The following is a 17,041-nucleotide window of genomic DNA, read 5'->3' as shown; positions in this document are numbered from 1 at the left end:
AGGATCGGCAGCCGTCTCACCCTTGAAACGCGCTGCCTCCCGCGCGTCCGAAAGCGTCAAGTCCAGTTTCTCCGAAGGCGCGAAGGCTGGCTTCGGTGCGAGTGGCGGCGCGTCCACCATGGGCACGGCCGGAGGCGCGGCGGAAGCATCCGCCCCGGCCGCGTCCGCCTCGGCCACAGGCGCACCGCCTGCCTGGGCGCAGCGGATGCGCCGCTCGCAGGCCATGAACCACGGCACGACCATGGCCGCACACGCCGTCCGCTCCGGCGACAGCCATGGCCCCGGTTCTTCCGTCAACCTTTCCGAAAGTGACTGCTCATGAGCATCTTCAAACGACCCGCAGCCCATTACGGCAAGACGCCGGAACCCGAGACCCCGTATCAGAAGGCCGCGCAGGTCTGGGATGAGCGCATCGGCTCGGCCCGCGTGCAGGCGCGAAACTGGCGCTACATGGCGTTCGGTTCCCTGATCCTGTCGGCGGGCTTCGCCTCGGCGCTGGTGTGGCAGTCGGCGCGCGGGACCGTGGTGCCCTGGGTGGTGCAGGTCGATGCGCTCGGCGAAGCCCAGACCGTCGCACCGGCGAACGCCGACTATCGCCCGACCGATCCGCAGATCGCTTTCCATCTCGGCCGCTTCATCGAGCAGGTCCGCGCGATCCCGGCCGATGCGATCATCGTCCGCCAGAACTGGCTTCGCGCCTACGAGTTCACCACCGACCGGGGCGCTGCGGCTCTGAACGACTATGCCCGCGCCAACGATCCGTTCACCCGTGTCGGCCGCCAACAGATCGCCGTCGATGTGTCCAGCGTCATCCGGGCATCGCCCGGATCGTTCCGGGTCGCCTGGACCGAGCGCCACTACGAAAACGGCCAGCTTTCCGGCACCGAGCGATGGACCGCGATCCTGACCATCGTGATCCAGCCGCCGCGCACCGCCGAGAGGCTGCGCGCCAATCCGCTCGGCATCTATGTCAATGCGATTTCATGGTCGCGGGAGATGAGCCAATGACCCGCACGTCTTTCTGCAAAGCCGGCTTTCCGGTTTTCCGCAAACCCGCACTGGCGGCGTTGCTGCTTTCCGCGACCGTGCTGGCCGGCTGCGCCACCAACCGGACGCCGCAATTCTCCTATGACGACGCCGTGCCGCCGCTGCCGACGCCGCCTGCCGCTTCGGCAGAGGACACGCCCCGGCCGCTGCATGTTCCGCCCGCCTGGACCGTCGCGCGCGGCGGCGAGAGGGCGGGCACACCGACCGGCCGCGTCGAGAACGCCAACGCCGCCGCCCGCGTCGAGCCGCGCCGCGAAGGCTACTACAACGCCATCCAGATATACCCGTGGTCGGAAGGCGCGCTCTATCAGGTCTATGCCGCCCCCGGTCAAATCACCAATATCGCGCTGGAGCCGGGTGAAAACCTGACCGGCGCAGGACCGATTGCGGCCGGCGACACCGCCCGCTGGATCATCGGCGATACCGAGAGCGGCAGCGGCGCCAACCGGCGCGTCCATATCCTCGTGAAACCGACCCGCGACGACATCTCGACCAACCTTGTCGTGACCACCGACCGGCGAACCTACATGATGGAGCTGCGCGCGCGGGAAGCGCTCTACATGCCCGCCGTCGCCTGGGCCTATCCCGCGCCGCCGGCAGGCCAGCGCCGGGCCGTCCCGTCCGCGCCGGTCATCCCTGCCGAGGCGGCGCGGAACTATCGCTATGGATTGCAGGTGCAGGGCGACAGCCCGCCATGGCGGCCGGTTTCCGTCTTCGACGATGGCCGGCGCGTCTATGTCGTCTTCCCGCGCGGGATCGTGCAGGGCGAAATGCCGCCGATCTTCGTGCTCGGGTCGGACGGCGAGCCGCAGATCGTCAATTCCCGCATCTACCGGAACGTCCTGATCGTGGACCGTCTGTTTGGCGCGGCCGAACTGCGCCTTGGCAGCGGCAACCGCCAGCAGGTCGTCAGGATCGTCCGTATCGAGCAACGACAGGCCGCCGCTCAGCCCGCAGCCACCGGAGACTCGCCGTCATGACAGACAACCCGATCACCGACACCACAGCGCCCATGCGGCTGCGCGCAGAACCGCCGCGCGTCACCCGCCTGTCCCGCAAGATGCTGGCAGGCATTGGCGCGGTCGCGCTTCTCGGCATCGGCGGCGCGCTGATCTACGCGCTCCAGACCCGCGAGGCCGGACCGGGCGGCGAAGAACTCTATTCGACAGAAAACCGGCCCACGGCGGACGGACTCACGGGCTTGCCCTCCGACTACACCGGCCCGGTCCTCGGCCCCGCGCTGCCCGGCGACCTTGGCCGTCCGATCCTCGACGCCGAGAGGCGGGGCCAGCCGGTCGCAACGCCTGCGATCACAGCGCCCGCGGTCGATCCCGAGGAAGAACGCCGCCGCGCCGAGGAAGAAGCCGCGCGCCTGAGCAGCGTGTTCTTCCAGACCGGACCGCGCACAGGAACACCAGCCGGGACGGCCATGCCCGGCCTGGCCGGTCTCGGCGGGCAACCGGAGGGAGCGGCCGGTCAGAACCGCCATGCCGCCTTCCTGGGCGGCCCGGTGGACCGCCAGACCGTCGCGCCGGATCGCGTCACGCCGCCGGCCTCGCCCTATATCCTGCAGGCCGGGGCCGTGATCCCGGCCGCGCTCATCACCGGCATCCGTTCCGACCTTCCGGGCCAGATCACAGCGCAGGTGACGGAGAACGTCTATGACAGCCCGACCGGCTCGCTGCTCCTGATTCCGCAGGGCACCCGCATCATCGGCCAATATGATGACGGCGTGACCTTCGGCCAGCGCAGGGTGCTCTTGGTGTGGAATCGCCTGATCCTGCCGGGCGGCCGCTCCATCGTCCTTGAGCGCCTGCCGGGCGCGGACGCATCGGGCTATGCCGGCCTTGAGGATGGCGTCGATTATCATTGGTGGGATCTGATGAAGGCCGCAGGACTATCCACGCTGCTCGCAGTCGGCACGGAGCTCGCGACCAGCGACGAGGACCGGCTGATCCGCGCCATCCGCGACGGGGCGCAAGATACCGTCAATCAGGCAGGCCAGCAGATCGTCCAGCGCCAGTTGCAGGTCGCGCCCACGCTGACCATCCGGCCCGGCTTCCCGGTCAGGATAATCGTCACCCGCGATTTGATATTCGAGCCGGCAGGAGGTTGACCATGACCAAGCTGAAACTCGGCCCGCTGCCCGACGACAAGCCCGTAAAGGTGACCCTGGAGCTGCCCGCGCCGCTCCACCGCGATCTGGTCGCCTATGCCGAGGTGCTGGGGCGCGAGACGGGGCAAGCCGTTGCCGATCCCGTCAGGCTGATCGTGCCCATGCTGGAGCGGTTCATCGCCACGGACCGCGGCTTCGCAAAGGCGCGGCGGGGGGGGGAAGTGGTCCAGTGGGATAAATGGCAACTGAGCGGCACGAAGCCGACATTGCCCGCACTCAGGCACGGGCGCTCGAAGCGTCGATCTCGGCTGTGAGTTGCCGGCACTTGGCGCTGGCCCATTCGTGCGCATCGGCGCCGAACAGGAGCCGTCGCGCTGGGTCGGGAGAGGACGCTTCAGAGACGATCAGGGCGGAAAGCGCCGCCGGATCGTTCTGCTGCGCGCCGTTCGCTTCTGCGATGAAGGTTCGGAAACCGGCCACCGCCTCGGCATAGTCGGCAATGTCCATATCCCCCTGCCGTGCAGTGGACGGATCAAGGAAGTTTGTGCGCATCATCCCCGGCTCCACGATGAGTGATCGGACGCCAAGCGGCGCGATTTCTTCGGCGAGGCCCTCCATCCAGCCTTCGAGCGCGAACTTGGACGCCGAGTAGACCGATCCACCGGGGTTCGAGACCAAGCCGTTCACCGAGGAGATCGTGACCACGAGGCCCGAGCGCTGACGGCGCATCGTCGGCAGCACCGCGCGCGCCACGTTCATCGCCCCGAAGAGGTTGATCTCGAACTGCCGGCGCACGTCCTCCTCCGGGATCGTCTCGAACCATCCAAGCTGGGCGCGGCCGGCGTTGTTGACCAGGATGTCGATCCGGCCAAACACCTCCATGGCTGCGTCATGTGCTGCCGAAGCCGCCCGGGCATCGGTCACATCGAGCGGTAACACGAGCAGGCTGTCGTCCGGAGCGGAGAGGCTTTCTGCAAGCCCGTCGACGCTTCGGCTGGTTGCCACGACCTTGTCGCCAGCGCGCAGCGCATCGCGAGAGAGCAGATGCCCAAGTCCCCTGCCAGCGCCGGTGATGAACCATACCTTTTCTGTCATTGTCAGCTCCTCTTGTCGTGCCGACCCGATATTAGCGCATCTATGCAGTGGGAGATTAGTACCTCGAAATTTGTCGGACCAAGTAGTATAGCTACTGAATGGACCCGCGTAAGTTCTCGGACCTCGTCATCTTCAATCGCGTTGCCGAAGAGCGCAGCTTCACCGCGGCGGCACGCAGCCTCGGCGTGACCCAGTCCGCCGTCAGCCAGACCGTAAAGCGCCTTGAGGCCGATCTGGGGATCAGGTTGCTGTCACGCTCGACACGCAGCATTGCCCCCACCGCGGCGGGCGAGCGGCTTCTGGCCACACTCGCGCCGGTCATCGCGGAGATTGATGCGGAAATCGACGATCTGGAACAGTTGCGTGAGGAACCGGGCGGACGTCTGCGGGTGACCTGCGGCAAACATGCCGCCGATACGCTCGTCTGGCCGGCCTTCTCGCGACTGATCGCTGCCCATCCCGAGATCGACGGCGAGCTGAGCGTGGAGAACCGGCATGTCGACATCGTTGCCGAGCGGTTCGATGTCGGGATACGGCTGCGCGAAGACTTGGAAATGGACATGGTCGCCGTGCCCGTTGGGCCCCACTTGCGCGCTGTCGTTGTGGGGGCGCCCCGGTATCTCGACAGCTGCGATCCTCCGCACACGCCGCGTGACGTGTCGGCCCACCGCTGCATCGGTTTCAGAAACGCGGGTGGCACCCTGTCGCCGTGGTCGTTTGAGAAAGACGGACATGCGGAGACGGTAAAAGTGTCGCCGTCCCTGATCGTCAATGACGGCGACGCACTCGTAGGGGCTGCCAGCGCGGGGATGGGTCTGGCCTACATGCTCGAAGATCTCGCCGCGCCCTTTCTGAACGACGGGCTGCTCGTCGAGGTCCTTGCCGATTGGTGTCCGCCGTTTCCGGGCTATCACGCCTTCTATTCGAGCCGGCGCCATCCGACCCGTGCTTTCACTCTCTTCCTGGAGAGTTTGCGGGCGGAGACCAGCGCGACAACCAGCAAGTAAGGCGCAACGGGCTCTGCGCCGACACTAGTAACAGGGGTGCCGTCAACGCATCGACGCAAATGCGGCACGCTACAGGCCGCCGATCCCCCTCCATGCTTCGCCTATTCCGGGCTTCCAGCCCCCGGAAAATCCCGCGAACCACGGAGGATTCCATGTCCACGAAACACCGCCACGGCAGCAGGGGCCGCCCACGGCAGCCGGTCCCCAAAACGCTCCCCGACGATCTCTACGACTACGACGACGACCCGACGCCGCGCGTCAGTCCGCCGCGTGGACGCCCGCTCCATCTCTTCGATGTCGAGCGGCTGCCGGTCATCGACGACTGGCCCGAGGACGTGCCGATCACCGAGGCCGAGATTCAGGTGTTCGAGCGCTGGTTCGCCGATGTGTTCGACGAGTTGTTCGGCTCGGTCGATCTGCCCGATGACTTGAAATCGTTATCGTATTATGATAATGAAAAACCCTGAACGATAATCGAGTCTTGCCATGTCCACATTGAAAGTCGGGATCGCCGATCCCGAGGAAATGAAGGCCCGCACCCTTCGGATCGCGCGTGGCGAGGAAAAACCGAAGCCCGGCGAGCCGACGGTCTGGTTCATCTCCACGACATCCTTCGCCAAATTCATGTCAGCGAGCAATTGCGAGATGCTGCGCATCATCTACGAACAGCAGCCAGCCTCGTTGGAAGAGCTGGCGCAGATGACCGGCCGCGCCAAGTCCAACCTGTCCAGAACCCTCAAGGCCATGGTCGGATACGGGCTTGTGCGCATGGAAAAAGGCCGGGGTCTGAGACTGGTCCCGAAGCTCGTTCATGACCGTGTGGAACTGGTCTTGCCTCTGGTCGAGCCTCGCAGGAAAGGAACCCGCAAATGAACGTCCACAATCCCAATGTCGCCCTGCGGGCTGCCCTCTACCTGCGCGTCTCCACCAGCCGGCAGGCCGAACATGACGTGTCGATCCCCGACCAGCGCAGGCAGGGCGAAGCATGGTGCGAAGCGAGGGGCTATCAGCTTGTCGAAACCTTCGTGGAGGCCGGCGCGTCGGCCACCAACGACCGCCGCCCCGAGTTCCAACGAATGATTGAGGCGGGAACGTCGAAGCCCGCGCCCTTCGATATTGTCGTGGTTCACAGTTTCTCGCGCTTCTTCCGCGATCATTTCGAGCTTGAGTTCTATGTCAGGAAGCTGGCGAAGAATGGTATTCGCCTCGTCTCCATCACGCAGGAGATGGGCGACGACCCCATGCACGTCATGATGCGGCAGATCATGGCGCTGTTCGACGAATACCAGTCCAAGGAGAACGCCAAGCATGTCCTGCGCGCCTTAAAGGAAAACGCCCGGCAAGGCTTCTGGAACGGCTCGCTGCCCCCGGTCGGCTATCGCGTCGTCGCAGCCGAGCAGCGCGGCGCGAAGGTCAAGAAGAAGCTGGAAGTCGACCCGCTGCACGCCGACACGATCCGCCTGATCTATCGCCTGGCGCTGGAAGGTGATGGCGATTCCGGTCAGATGGGCGTTAAGGCCATCGTCAAGCATCTGAACGGCAAAGGCATCTTCACCCGTGACGGCGGCCGTTGGGGCGTCGGCCAGGTTCACCGCATCCTGACCCGGCGCACCTATATGGGCGAGCATCAATGGGGCAAGAACCGGAAGAACAAGGCGGACAAGGAAGCCGATGAAATCGTCATCGTGCCGGTACCGCCGATCATCGACCGCGAGACCTTCGAGGCGGTGCAGAAGCTCTTGCAGGCCCGCAACCCCAAGACCGAACTGCCCGCGCGCGTCGTGATCGGTCCCACGCTTCTGACCGGCATCTGCTATTGCGGCAATTGCGGGGGCGCGATGACCATCCGCACCGGCAAGAGCGGCCGCTATCGCTACTATGCCTGCTCGATCCGGGCACGGCAGGGCGAAACCGGCTGCAAGGGGCGCGCGATCCCCATGGACAAGCTCGACACCATGGTTGCCGGTCATATCGAGGAACGCCTGCTTGATCCCGACCGGCTGGAGAAGCTGCTTGGCAGCGTCCTCGGTCGCCGAGAAGATCAGGCCGAGCGCCGCCGCCAGCACATCGCCGAATTGCAGCGCCGGGCTTCCGAATCGGAACTACGCCTCAAGCGTCTCTATGACGCCATCGAGGCCGGGGTTGCCGATCTGGACGACCCGGCGCTGACCGAACGCATCGCCGGCCTAAAGGTCATCCGCGATCAGGCGCGGGCGGACGCCGACCGCGCTCAGACGCTGCTCGACAGCCCCGGTCACAGCGCCGTCAGCCCGGCGATGATCCGGCAATTCTCGCAGATCGCTCGCGACCGTATCCGGGACCGTGAGGGCGGCTATCGGCGGGATCACCTGCGCGCCCTGGCGCAGCGTGTCGAGGTCGCCGACGACGCAATCCGCATCATGGGATCGAAAACGGAACTGCTGAGGACGCTTGCGGGCGGCCAGGTGCGGCAATCGGCGGCGATTGGCGTGCCCAGAGGCGGACTGAAGTGGCGGAGAGAGAGGGATTCGAACCCTCGGAACCCTTGCGAGCTCACTAGTTTTCGAGACTAGCCTATTCAACCACTCTAGCACCTCTCCGCAGGGCCCGTGGACGGCTGCTTGCACTATATAATATAAGGCCCATGTGCAAGCACCTGAAAACGCCTGAAGATCATATTTGACAGCGCGGCTTGTTTGGTGTTTACCCCCCGCTTCGAGCGCGGAACCGGCGACGGCTTCGCGCGCAATTCATTTCGATTAGCATTCCGGAAGGACGAGACCCCATGTTCGCGGTCATCAAAACAGGCGGTAAGCAGTATAAGGTCGCGGAAGGCGATACGATCACCGTCGAAAAACTGGATGCCGAAGCTGGCAAGGATGTCACCTTTGACTCCGTGCTCATGGTGGGCAGTGGCGACGACGTAACCGTTGGCGCCCCACTAGTGTCCGGCGCAGCCGTTTTCGGCGAAGTATCTGAGCAGACGCGCGGTGATAAAGTCATCATCCGCAAGAAGCGTCAGCGTCAAACCTATCGCCGCACGAAAGGCCACCGTCAGCACCTGACGGTCGTCACCATCACCGGCATCAGCACCGACGGCAAAAAGCCCGCCAAGAAAGCCGCTCCTAAAAAGGAAGAGGCTCCGAAAGCTGAGGCTGCTCCGGCCAAGGAAGCGCCTGCAAAGGCTGAAGCGGCTCCGGCTGCTGCCAGCGGTGCAGACGATCTGAAAAAGCTGACCGGCGTTGGCCCGGCCATGGAGAAAAAGCTGAACGGCGCTGGCATCACGACTTTCGCACAAGTCGCTGCCCTCACCGAGGCTGACATTGCCAAGCTCGAAGAAGAGCTGAGCATCGCAGGTAAGTTCGAGAAGGGTGACTGGGTCGCCCAGGCTCAGGAATTGGCTAAGGACGCATAAGGCTGTATACAAGCCGCGCTAAAGGATCAGGAGCAACTCATGGCTCATAAGAAATCAGGTGGTTCGTCCCGTAACGGCCGCGACTCAAACCCGAAGTTTCTCGGCGTCAAAAAATTTGGCGGTGAGCATGTGATTCCGGGCAACGTCATCGTACGTCAGCGCGGCACTCAAAAGTGGCCGGGCAAAGGCGTTGGCATGGGCCGCGATCACACCCTCTTTGCGCTTTCCGAAGGCAAGGTTGAGTTTACGCGCAAGGCCGGTGGCCGTCTGTACGTAAACATTGTACCGGTCGCGGACGCAGCAGAATAGCGGCTGACAGCGCGGCCGCGGGAACGTGGCCGGATCGCTTCAGACGATCAGTTTCCAAGGGGAGGCAGGCCACTGTCTCCCCTTTATTTTTGCCTCCCCTGCCCGCTTCGGCTTCAAGGAGGAGTCATGGCATGAGTACGGAAATCAGAACTGACAGGCTGATACTGCGCCCCGTTCAGCCGGAAGACGCAGGCACCATCACGGATCTTGTCAATGATCCGCGGATCTACCGCATGGTGGCGCGCATTCCGGCGCATCAGAATGTCGGCCAGACGCTCGCCTGGATTACCTCTCATGAGAAGGGCCGCAAGGCTAACCTCAAACACCCCTTTGCCATCACCCAGCATGGCGAGCTGATCGGCGTGACCAGCGGCCAGCGGGAACAGGCTACATTGCCGTTCAATATCGGCTATTGGCTGTCACCCAACAAATGGGGCAAAGGCTTTATGACGGAAGCGACAGACGCCCTCATCCGCTGGCTGAAGCAGCAGGGTGAGAAAGCCTTCGTTTCAGGATACTTACAGGACAATCCGGCTTCTGGCCGCGTTCTGGAAAAGCTCGACTTCATGAAAGCAGACCGCAGCCGCGTCTTCTGCATGGGCCGGGGCGAAATCGTTGATCACGTAGACATGGCGCGTATCGGCTGAAACGCGTAAGAGAACAGACATGAAATTCCTCGATCAGGCCAAAGTATACATAAAGTCAGGCGGCGGCGGTGCCGGCTGTGTCTCGTTTCGCCGTGAGAAATATGTCGAATTTGGTGGCCCCGATGGCGGCGATGGCGGCCGGGGCGGCGATGTCTGGGCAGAGGCCGTGGAAGGCCTCAACACGCTGATCGACTATCGCTACCAGCAGCACTACAAGGCCAAGCGCGGCGGCCACGGTATGGGCAAACAGCGCACTGGCGCAGGCGGAGCGGATGTCGTTCTGAAACTGCCGGTCGGAACGCAGATTTTCGAGGAAGACCAGGAAACCCTGATTGCAGATTTGACCGAGATTGGCCAGCGCGTGCTGCTGGCTGAGGGCGGCAATGGCGGATGGGGCAATCTGCGCTTCAAATCCTCCACCAACCAGGCTCCGCGCCGCGCCAATCCTGGCGAGGAAGGCGAGGAACGCTGGATCTGGCTACGCCTGAAGCTGATTGCTGATGCGGGGCTTGTCGGCCTGCCGAATGCCGGCAAATCCACTTTCTTGAGTGCCGTGACGGCCGCCAACCCGAAGATTGCCGACTACCCGTTCACAACCCTGAACCCAGGCCTCGGCGTAGTTGACCTCGGGCCCGGAAGCCGATTCGTGCTGGCGGACATTCCCGGCCTGATCGAAGGCGCCGCCGATGGCGCAGGCCTTGGTCACCGCTTCCTTGGCCATGTCGAACGCTGCAAGGTGCTGCTGCACCTGATCGACTGTACACAGGATGATGTTGCCGGTGCCTACCGCACGATTCGCGGCGAGCTGGAGGCCTATGATTCTGAACTGGCGGAGCGTCCGGAGATCGTCGCGCTCAACAAGATTGATGCGCTGCTGCCGGAAATGGTCGAGGAACAAATGGCCAAGCTGAAGACCGTCTATGACGGAGAGCCACTGCGCATCTCCGGCGTAACCGGCGAGGGCGTCAAACAGGCGCTGTCAGCCATCTCGCGCCATCTCGGCATCCTCGCTGAGGAAGAGGCCGAGGCGGACGCGGAAGATGAAAACTGGTCGCCGCTCTAGTGGTGATGGTGGTGCGGTTCGGTATTCAGCCGTCCGCACTTGCCGCACTTCACAACGACACCATGGGCATCATGATGCGCGACATTCACCAGCAGCTTTGTCTTGCACGATCCGCAGCGATAGGTCTCGTCGCCGCCCCCTTCCCGCACGGGCGAGCCAGCAGTGTGTTCCAGCACATCGACGCCCTGGGCCTGGGCAGGGGTCAGCAGGATCATGTCGAATTGGGGCATGGCGAAAAACCTCTCTGTTTCCATCCTCGTGACGGGCAATGGCCTGCCTTGTCAACGGCTTCATTTTCTCTTCCGGCATCTGCCGCACCAGTGTATCGCTGCGCCTCATGAGTGACACGCCTTTTGCCTCTGCCAAGCGTATTGTGGTGAAAACCGGTTCTGCCCTCGTGGCGGAGAAGGGCACGCCTCGCCATGCCTGGCTGGAGAAGCTGGCTGCAGACATTGTAGCCCTGCGTCGGCGCGGTCTGGAAGTGATCCTCGTTTCCTCCGGCGCCGTTGCGCTGGGACGAGCCAGCCTCGGCAGTGCCGGCACAAGCCGTCTGGACCAGAAACAGGCCGCCGCTGCGATTGGCCAATTGCGGCTGATGTCTGCAATCGGCGGCGCGTTTGAACCGCATGGCGTTATCATCGGCCAAGCGCTGCTGACTCTGGGCGACACAGAGAATCGCCGCCGTTGGCTGAATGCCCGCGCCACGCTTGAGACACTGCTGGAGGCTGGCACGGTTCCGGTCATCAACGAGAATGACACCGTGGCGACAGACGAGATACGCTATGGCGACAATGATCGTCTTGCTGCCCGTGTTGCGCAGATGATGGGGGCGGACGTGCTGGTCCTGCTGTCTGACATTGACGGCCTCTACACCGCTGACCCGCGCAGCCATCCGGATGCGACGCATATCCCCCACCTTAACGAACTGACAGGCGAGCATGATGCCATGGCCACAGGCGCGAATGCCGAGGCTGGCGTTGGCTCTGGCGGTATGGCAACGAAGCTCGCCGCTGCCCGTATCGCCCACGCAGCAGGCTGCTCTACACTGATCACAATCGGCAACCGCGAACATCCCCTCCTCTCTATTGAGAATGGCGCGCGCTGCACGCTGATTTCCGCCGCCACCACCCCCGCCAATGCCCGCGCCGCCTGGCTGGCTGGTCATCTGACGCCCGAAGGTTCAATCACCCTGGACGAGGGCGCAGCCAAGGCGCTGCGCGGGGGGGCGAGCCTGCTGGCCGTCGGCATCACAGGCGTGACCGGCAGCTTTGAGCGCGGCGCAGCCGTCGCCCTCAATGCCCCCTCAGGCCAGACGATTGGTAAGGGCGTCACCGCCTACAGTTCATTCGAAATCCAGCGCGTCATCGGGCGTCACAGCGAAGAGGTGGAAGCCATTCTCGGCTATCGCGGCCGCCCGGCAATCATTCACCGCGACGATATGGTTCTGGTTAGGTAAGCTGCCGCCATGGCCCGTTTTCGCCTTGCGACACCAGAAGATATCAGGGCTCTTACCGCGCTGGAATGCAGCTTTCCACCGGAGGACCGTTTCTCCGCCCGAACCTGGCGACGTCTGCTGAAAGGCAATTCCGCGGTGCTGGTCAGCGACTCAGGCGAAACCCTGACCAGCGCAGCGGTTCTCCTGTTCCGCAAGGGCGCCCAGATTGCCCGTCTCTATTCGATCACCGTTGCAGAGGCGGTACGCGGCACCGGGCTCTCTTCTGTACTACTGTCAGAATGCGAAGACATTTCAAGGCAGAGGGGCTGCAGCCAAATGCGCCTGGAAGTGCGCGCAACCAATTCCCGTGCAATACGTCTTTACGAGAGGCACGGATATCGCGTAATGGCGCGCGCCGCAGCGTATTATCCGGATGGGGAAGACGCACTTAGAATGGAGAAGCCGCTTACCGGCCTCTCAAGAGAGGAAACATGACCGATTGGGTCGTACTCGTAGAATCCGCCAATGATATCAGCCAAGCGGAAACTCCCCACAAGGTGCTGAAAGTCTCTGACTATATCACCAAGCCAGCCCTGTTCTCAGGCCGACGTCCCTATATTCTGAACCTCTGCCGGTCCTATGGCTATCAGTCGGAAGGCTATTATGCCTCTCTTCTGGCAGAGGCGCGCGGCCACCGCGTCAGTCCCAGCGTGCAGACCATGGTCGAGCTATCTGCCAAGGGCCTCTACAAACATGCCCTGCCCGATCTTGGCGAACGCCTGAGTGAAGCCCGCGCAAAAGGTGCCAAAGAGATCGAGAGTCTGTTCGTTGCGTTTTCGAAACCGGAAACGGCGGGCTATGAAAAGCTTGCCCGCGAAGTGTCCGACTGGTTCCGCGTGCCTGCCCTGGAGGTGGAATTTGACGCCACTGCGCCGCATGGCATTGGACGCGTACGGATGGTTCCGCCGCAGAAGCTGAAAGGCGCACGCCGGGATTTCTTCCTCGAATCGATGGCCAGCTACACCAGCGGCCGCATCAGCGAGCCCAAGACAAAGGCCCCCGCCAAATGGGCCCTCGCCGTGCTAGTCGACCCACAGGAAAAGACGGCCCCCTCCAAGCCTGCCTCCATCAAACGCCTCGCTGATGTCGCCGCCAAGATGGGCGTAGAGGTCGAAACGATCGAACCATCCGACCTGACCAGCCTGGCCGAGTTCGACGCGCTCTTCATCCGTGCCACGACGCAGATCGACAACTACACCTATAAATTCGCCCGTCGCGCTGAGCAGGAAGGCATGCCCGTCATTGACGACACGCACTCCATGATCCGCTGCACGAACAAGGTGTACCTGAAAGAGATCCTGGAAAAGGCGGGCCTGCCCATTCCGCGCACGGAAATCCTCGACGAGAAAAGTGACCTTGCCGCCGTGTTCGAAAAGCTCGGCACACCCGTCGTATTGAAGACACCGGACGGTTCCTTCGGTACGAATATGGTGAAGGCCAAAACCTTTGAGGAACTGCGCGACGGCGCGAAAAAGATGTTCAAGGACACCGCCTTGATCATCGCGCAGGAATTCGTTCCCACCAAATATGACTGGCGCATCGGCGTCCTCAATGGCGAACCGCTCTATGCTTGCCAATATCGTATGGCGCGCGGCCATTGGCAGATCGTGAAGCATGGCCCTGATGGCAAGACAACAGAAGGCGGCTTCGCCACCTTTGCAGTAGAAGATGTGCCCCCCGCCGTGGTGGATGCTGCCGTACGTGGTGCGCGTCTGATCGGCGACGGCCTATATGGTGTTGATCTGAAAGAGACGGACAAGGGCGTCGTAATCATCGAGATCAATGATAATCCGTCAATTGATCATGATGTAGAAGGTGCCTTGCTAAAAGACGAGTTGTGGCGGCGCATCATTTCCTGGTTTTCGACCCGGCTGGAACAACGCATGGGCCGTGTGTCCTGATACCTAGAAACGGAATGCCCCGGAGATGAGGGATTCGTAGCGGTCCTGCGTGAACGGAACATATTGACGCTTGTCCGGATGGTACATCCAGATCGGATCGTCCACCCTGTCAGGATCATACCCCTCTTTGACCAGCTCCACTTTCCGGAATTTGAACGTCCCAGTCGTCGCCGCCTCCCGTTGAACTCGCAGGAAGATAGGGATCGCATAGGTCGGCAAATTCTGTGATAGCTCGTAATACAGGCTTTCAAAGTCCAGGTCACCATCCAGCGTGATGGCTGCCATACCGGCTTTTCCGTCCGCCCCCGGAATGGGAACGCCGTACGCATTTGCCGTCGCAATTCCCTTCACATGAGACAGCGCATCGCTGACTTCATTGGTGGAGACATTCTCGCCTTTCCAGCGATATGTGTCGCCTATGCGATCAATGAAATAGATATATCCGTTCTCGTCCTTGCGCATGATGTCCCCAGTCCGGAACCAGGAATCTCCCTTCTCGAAAACATCGTGCAGAATTTTCTTCTCGGTCGCGTTCCTGTCGTGATACCCTTCGAACCGGTTCTCCTTGGTGCCAATCCGGCCCAAAACTTCCCCCGGCTCCCCCAGTTCGGCGCGGACAACAAAACCATCATCCCCGCGCACGGGCTGTTCGGACTCCACATCAAACTGGACAAAGGCGACATGATCGAACTTCCAGTCCAGCCATTTTGGAATGCGCCCTACAGCGCCGACCGTGCCGTCAAAGCTCAGCATGTTCACATTCCCCTCTGTCGCGCTGTAGAACTCGCACAGCTGAGGGATATTGAACCGTTCACGGAATTCATTCCAGATTTCTGCCCGCAAGCCATTGCCAAAGCCGGTGCGGATGCGGTGCGCACGTTCCTTCGGGTGTGGCGGCTGATTCAGCAGATACCGGCACAACTCGCCGATATAGACAATCGTGGTGGCCCCATAATCGTGGACATCATCCCAGAACGCCGTCGCAGAGAACTTTCGGCGCAGGATAACGCTCGCGCCTGTCATCATGGCGACGCCGATGCCGCAAATACCGCCCGTCCCGTGATACAGCGGAAGCGTGAGATACACCCGATCACGCGCAGATGTCTGGCATGGCGCAATGAAGGTGCGCAGCATGGTCTGCAGACGTGAATTTGTGACCCGCGCCGCTTTGGGCAAACCCGTTGTGCCAGACGTGTAGAGATACAGGCAGAGATCCTTGCCACGCAGGTCGGCGCGATGCTCGCGGCCGGGCCGTGTCACCGGCATGTCTGCCAGAACGGTTTCAAAATTCTCGCCATAGGCACCGCCCAGAGACCAGATCTCCGGCGCGCCCTCAAGATTGGGATGGACCGCCTCAATCGAGGTATCCTGCTCGGCGCCCGTAATGATGTGTTTGGCTTCAACAATATTGATGCAGTGGCTAAGCCCCTCACCTTCAAGATGATGGTTCACCAGCGCCGTCACGACGCCGATCTTGGCCAGCCCCACCCAGATGGAAACATATTCCGGCCGGTTCTCCATGAACAAGGCCACGCTGTCGCCGGGTTTGAGTCCCTGCTTCAATCCCCAATGCGCCACGCGGTTCGCTAGCGCATCAAATTCAGCATAGGTAGACAGCTCGCCTTCAAACCGGAAGGCCACATTATCTGGGTGCTTGTCCACGCTGTCTTCAAAATCATCAGCAACCAGTTGCTTAGATTCCGGGCCAATCTCCCCTGTCAGCTTGTTCATCCTGTAGACGCACAACAGGAAGTCGAGATCCTTCCGCATGGCGGAGAAAGAATCGTATTTCGGTAGATATTTCTGAAGAGAAGCAGCGTTAACCATAAGGCTGACATAGCTTCAGGTAGTGAACATGTCGTGACCACGCCGCGGAAAACTGAAAGTTTTCTGATAAATGCGTGGTTTGCATCCACCCTGTCGCCTGCTAATCGCTGCGAAGCATATTCGGAGACCATAATAATGACAGACCCCGTCGGCGACTTGCTGAACCTGCTCGATATCGAACGCTTGGAACTGGACCTCTTCCGGGGCCAGAGCCCGGATGAGCGTGCCAGCCAGCGTGTCTTCGGCGGCCAGGTCATCGCCCAATCGCTGGTTGCGGCCTACCGCACAGTTCCCGAGGATCGACTCTGCCACTCCCTGCACGCCTATTTCATTCGCCCCGGCGACCCCAAAGTGCCCATCATCTATCAGGTAGACCATGCCCGCGACGGTGGCAGCTTCACCACGCGTCGGGTCGTTGCCGTCCAGCATGGCAAACAGATCTTCAACATGGCTGCCAGCTTCCAAACCAATGAAGACAGCTGGGAGCACCAGCATGATATGCCGGATGTCCCCGGCCCGGAAGGCCTGAAAAGCCTGCGGGAGCGCCGCGTCGAAATCGTTGATGCGCTGCCCGAAGCGATGCGGGATGAATTCACGCGGGAACGCGACATCGAGATTCGCGAAGTGGAGCCGCTGGACCTGTTGCGCCCAGAACCTTCCAGCGACCGTCACCACGTCTGGTTTCGTGTCTCCAGGCCGGTGGATGTCTCCCCGGCCCTGCATCACTGCCTGCTGGCCTATGCATCAGACATGAATTTGCTCAGCTCATGCTACCGCCCACACGGAATCACATGGCTGCAGCATAACAAGCTGATGTCGGCCAGCCTGGATCACGCCATGTGGTTGCACGGGCCCATCCAGTTTGATGAATGGCACCTCTATTCCATGGACAGCCCCTTTGCCGGCAAGGGCCGCGGCTTCAATCGCGGCCAGATCTTTAACCAGTCCGGTCAGCTTGTTGCGAGTGTTGCACAAGAGGGTCTTGTGCGCCGTCTTCAGCCAAAACCCTGATATTACCGCTGAAAGGGGCTTGCGCCCTCGCGCGACCCCATTATTACGGGAGTCCGGAGCGTAGCGCAGTCTGGTAGCGCATCTGGTTTGGGACCAGAGGGTCGTAGGTTCGAATCCTATCGCTCCGAC

General features: G+C 62.0%; 17 protein-coding genes, 2 tRNA genes and 3 pseudogenes. 18 read left to right on the top strand and 4 right to left on the bottom strand.

Going from position 1 to position 17,041, the window contains the following annotated elements; all coding sequences use genetic code 11:
* From HY2_RS17880 to HY2_RS12580, 5 genes and pseudogenes are all read left to right on the top strand, one after another.
* Positions 1 to 322: pseudogene (locus HY2_RS17880) on the top strand (P-type conjugative transfer protein TrbL); the annotation flags it as partial.
* Entirely contained in the window at positions 319 to 1,008 is a 690-nt protein-coding gene (gene trbF, locus HY2_RS12595) for a conjugal transfer protein TrbF (protein WP_034828168.1), read from the top strand. The pseudogene HY2_RS17880 and the gene trbF, both read left to right, overlap by 4 nt.
* Positions 1,005 to 2,027, top strand: a complete 1,023-nt coding sequence (gene trbG, locus HY2_RS12590) for a P-type conjugative transfer protein TrbG (RefSeq protein ID WP_034828167.1) — start codon at positions 1,005 to 1,007, stop codon at positions 2,025 to 2,027. The genes trbF and trbG overlap by 4 nt, the downstream gene beginning before the upstream one ends.
* Positions 2,024 to 3,163, top strand: coding sequence for a TraB/TrbI/VirB10 family type IV secretion system protein (locus HY2_RS12585; protein WP_034828166.1), 1,140 nt, complete (start codon positions 2,024 to 2,026; stop codon positions 3,161 to 3,163). The genes trbG and HY2_RS12585 overlap by 4 nt, the downstream gene beginning before the upstream one ends.
* Before the next feature lie 2 nt (positions 3,164 to 3,165).
* A pseudogene (locus HY2_RS12580) lies at positions 3,166 to 3,375 on the top strand (DUF2274 domain-containing protein); the annotation flags it as partial.
* Between the two features lie 64 nt (positions 3,376 to 3,439).
* Here the strand turns inward: HY2_RS12580 and HY2_RS12575 are convergent.
* A complete protein-coding gene (locus HY2_RS12575) occupies positions 3,440 to 4,258 on the bottom strand; it encodes an SDR family oxidoreductase (RefSeq protein ID WP_034828164.1) in 819 nt (272 codons plus the stop codon).
* Between the two features lie 98 nt (positions 4,259 to 4,356).
* On the opposite strand from HY2_RS12575, the gene HY2_RS12570 reads away from it, so the two are divergent.
* The 4 genes and pseudogenes from HY2_RS12570 to HY2_RS17875 all read left to right on the top strand — a co-directional run.
* Positions 4,357 to 5,265: a LysR family transcriptional regulator gene (locus tag HY2_RS12570; protein WP_034828162.1), complete on the top strand. Its 909-nt coding sequence runs from the start codon at positions 4,357 to 4,359 to the stop codon at positions 5,263 to 5,265.
* Between the two features lie 152 nt (positions 5,266 to 5,417).
* Positions 5,418 to 5,732, top strand: coding sequence for a hypothetical protein (locus tag HY2_RS12565; protein ID WP_034828160.1), 315 nt, complete (start codon positions 5,418 to 5,420; stop codon positions 5,730 to 5,732).
* A 19-nt stretch (positions 5,733 to 5,751) separates the two neighbouring features.
* Positions 5,752 to 6,138 (top strand): HVO_A0114 family putative DNA-binding protein, encoded by a 387-nt coding sequence (locus HY2_RS12560; protein WP_034828158.1) that lies wholly within the window; start codon positions 5,752 to 5,754, stop codon positions 6,136 to 6,138.
* A pseudogene (locus HY2_RS17875) lies at positions 6,135 to 7,784 on the top strand (recombinase family protein); the annotation flags it as partial. The gene HY2_RS12560 and the pseudogene HY2_RS17875, both read left to right, overlap by 4 nt.
* Here HY2_RS17875 and HY2_RS12540 read toward each other — a convergent pair.
* A tRNA-Ser gene (locus tag HY2_RS12540) sits at positions 7,755 to 7,844 on the bottom strand. The pseudogene HY2_RS17875 and the gene HY2_RS12540 sit on opposite strands and share 30 nt — an antisense overlap.
* Positions 7,845 to 8,029: 185 nt before the next feature.
* Here HY2_RS12540 and HY2_RS12535 point away from each other — a divergent pair.
* The 4 genes from HY2_RS12535 to obgE all read left to right on the top strand — a co-directional run bounded on the left by HY2_RS12535 (position 8,030) and on the right by obgE (position 10,678).
* A complete protein-coding gene (locus HY2_RS12535) occupies positions 8,030 to 8,659 on the top strand; it encodes a 50S ribosomal protein L21 (protein WP_034828150.1) in 630 nt (209 codons plus the stop codon).
* Between the two features lie 39 nt (positions 8,660 to 8,698).
* Positions 8,699 to 8,968 carry a 50S ribosomal protein L27 gene (gene rpmA, locus HY2_RS12530; RefSeq protein ID WP_034828148.1) on the top strand — a complete coding sequence of 90 codons (270 nt, stop codon included), beginning with the start codon at positions 8,699 to 8,701 and terminating at the stop codon, positions 8,966 to 8,968.
* 131 nt (positions 8,969 to 9,099) lie between these two features.
* Positions 9,100 to 9,615: a GNAT family N-acetyltransferase gene (locus HY2_RS12525; protein WP_034828146.1), complete on the top strand. Its 516-nt coding sequence runs from the start codon at positions 9,100 to 9,102 to the stop codon at positions 9,613 to 9,615.
* Positions 9,616 to 9,634: 19 nt separating this feature from the next.
* The gene (gene obgE, locus HY2_RS12520; protein WP_034828144.1) at positions 9,635 to 10,678 is read left to right on the top strand and encodes a GTPase ObgE; all 1,044 of its coding nucleotides are present in this window, start codon (positions 9,635 to 9,637) and stop codon (positions 10,676 to 10,678) included.
* Here the strand turns inward: obgE and HY2_RS12515 are convergent.
* The gene (locus tag HY2_RS12515) at positions 10,675 to 10,908 is read right to left on the bottom strand and encodes an MJ0042-type zinc finger domain-containing protein (RefSeq protein WP_158534028.1); all 234 of its coding nucleotides are present in this window, start codon (positions 10,906 to 10,908) and stop codon (positions 10,675 to 10,677) included. The two genes, obgE and HY2_RS12515, sit on opposite strands and share 4 nt — an antisense overlap.
* Positions 10,909 to 11,006: 98 nt before the next feature.
* On the opposite strand from HY2_RS12515, the gene proB reads away from it, so the two are divergent.
* The 3 genes from proB to HY2_RS12500 are packed head-to-tail and all read left to right on the top strand — an operon-like array spanning position 11,007 to position 14,074.
* Positions 11,007 to 12,134, top strand: coding sequence for a glutamate 5-kinase (gene proB, locus HY2_RS12510; protein ID WP_407066583.1), 1,128 nt, complete (start codon positions 11,007 to 11,009; stop codon positions 12,132 to 12,134).
* A 9-nt stretch (positions 12,135 to 12,143) separates the two neighbouring features.
* Positions 12,144 to 12,608: a GNAT family N-acetyltransferase gene (locus tag HY2_RS12505; protein WP_034828140.1), complete on the top strand. Its 465-nt coding sequence runs from the start codon at positions 12,144 to 12,146 to the stop codon at positions 12,606 to 12,608.
* Entirely contained in the window at positions 12,605 to 14,074 is a 1,470-nt protein-coding gene (locus HY2_RS12500) for a RimK family protein (protein ID WP_034828138.1), read from the top strand. Before HY2_RS12505 ends, HY2_RS12500 begins: the two co-directional genes overlap by 4 nt.
* 3 nt (positions 14,075 to 14,077) lie before the next feature.
* Here HY2_RS12500 and HY2_RS12495 read toward each other — a convergent pair whose 3' ends face one another.
* On the bottom strand, positions 14,078 to 15,844 hold the full coding sequence (locus tag HY2_RS12495) for a long-chain-acyl-CoA synthetase (protein WP_034828170.1): 1,767 nt from the start codon (positions 15,842 to 15,844) through the stop codon (positions 14,078 to 14,080).
* Positions 15,845 to 16,036: 192 nt separating this feature from the next.
* Here HY2_RS12495 and tesB point away from each other — a divergent pair, with 192 nt between their 5' ends.
* Positions 16,037 to 16,912 (top strand): acyl-CoA thioesterase II, encoded by an 876-nt coding sequence (gene tesB / locus HY2_RS12490; RefSeq protein ID WP_034828136.1) that lies wholly within the window; start codon positions 16,037 to 16,039, stop codon positions 16,910 to 16,912.
* 54 nt (positions 16,913 to 16,966) lie between these two features.
* Positions 16,967 to 17,040, top strand: a tRNA-Pro gene (locus HY2_RS12485).
* The last annotated feature ends 1 nt before the right edge of the window (position 17,041 follow it).

Source organism: Hyphomonas pacifica (genome assembly GCF_000682675.1).
Taxonomy (GTDB): Bacteria; Pseudomonadota; Alphaproteobacteria; order Caulobacterales; family Hyphomonadaceae; genus Hyphomonas; species Hyphomonas pacifica.
This window is presented reverse-complemented; position numbering and strand designations above follow the sequence as displayed.

What these genes read in the sequence shown, in the direction of transcription:
- trbF (WP_034828168.1), top strand. Translation starts at nt 319, where the DNA reads ATGAGCATCTTCAAACGACCCGCAGCCCATTACGGCAAGACGCCGGAA.
- trbG (WP_034828167.1), top strand. Translation starts at nt 1,005, where the DNA reads ATGACCCGCACGTCTTTCTGCAAAGCCGGCTTTCCGGTTTTCCGCAAA.
- HY2_RS12585 (WP_034828166.1), top strand. Translation starts at nt 2,024, where the DNA reads ATGACAGACAACCCGATCACCGACACCACAGCGCCCATGCGGCTGCGC.
- HY2_RS12575 (WP_034828164.1), bottom strand. Translation starts at nt 4,258, where the DNA reads ATGACAGAAAAGGTATGGTTCATCACCGGCGCTGGCAGGGGACTTGGG.
- HY2_RS12570 (WP_034828162.1), top strand. Translation starts at nt 4,357, where the DNA reads ATGGACCCGCGTAAGTTCTCGGACCTCGTCATCTTCAATCGCGTTGCC.
- HY2_RS12565 (WP_034828160.1), top strand. Translation starts at nt 5,418, where the DNA reads ATGTCCACGAAACACCGCCACGGCAGCAGGGGCCGCCCACGGCAGCCG.
- HY2_RS12560 (WP_034828158.1), top strand. Translation starts at nt 5,752, where the DNA reads ATGTCCACATTGAAAGTCGGGATCGCCGATCCCGAGGAAATGAAGGCC.
- HY2_RS12535 (WP_034828150.1), top strand. Translation starts at nt 8,030, where the DNA reads ATGTTCGCGGTCATCAAAACAGGCGGTAAGCAGTATAAGGTCGCGGAA.
- rpmA (WP_034828148.1), top strand. Translation starts at nt 8,699, where the DNA reads ATGGCTCATAAGAAATCAGGTGGTTCGTCCCGTAACGGCCGCGACTCA.
- HY2_RS12525 (WP_034828146.1), top strand. Translation starts at nt 9,100, where the DNA reads ATGAGTACGGAAATCAGAACTGACAGGCTGATACTGCGCCCCGTTCAG.
- obgE (WP_034828144.1), top strand. Translation starts at nt 9,635, where the DNA reads ATGAAATTCCTCGATCAGGCCAAAGTATACATAAAGTCAGGCGGCGGC.
- HY2_RS12515 (WP_158534028.1), bottom strand. Translation starts at nt 10,908, where the DNA reads ATGCCCCAATTCGACATGATCCTGCTGACCCCTGCCCAGGCCCAGGGC.
- HY2_RS12505 (WP_034828140.1), top strand. Translation starts at nt 12,144, where the DNA reads ATGGCCCGTTTTCGCCTTGCGACACCAGAAGATATCAGGGCTCTTACC.
- HY2_RS12500 (WP_034828138.1), top strand. Translation starts at nt 12,605, where the DNA reads ATGACCGATTGGGTCGTACTCGTAGAATCCGCCAATGATATCAGCCAA.
- HY2_RS12495 (WP_034828170.1), bottom strand. Translation starts at nt 15,844, where the DNA reads ATGCGGAAGGATCTCGACTTCCTGTTGTGCGTCTACAGGATGAACAAG.
- tesB (WP_034828136.1), top strand. Translation starts at nt 16,037, where the DNA reads ATGACAGACCCCGTCGGCGACTTGCTGAACCTGCTCGATATCGAACGC.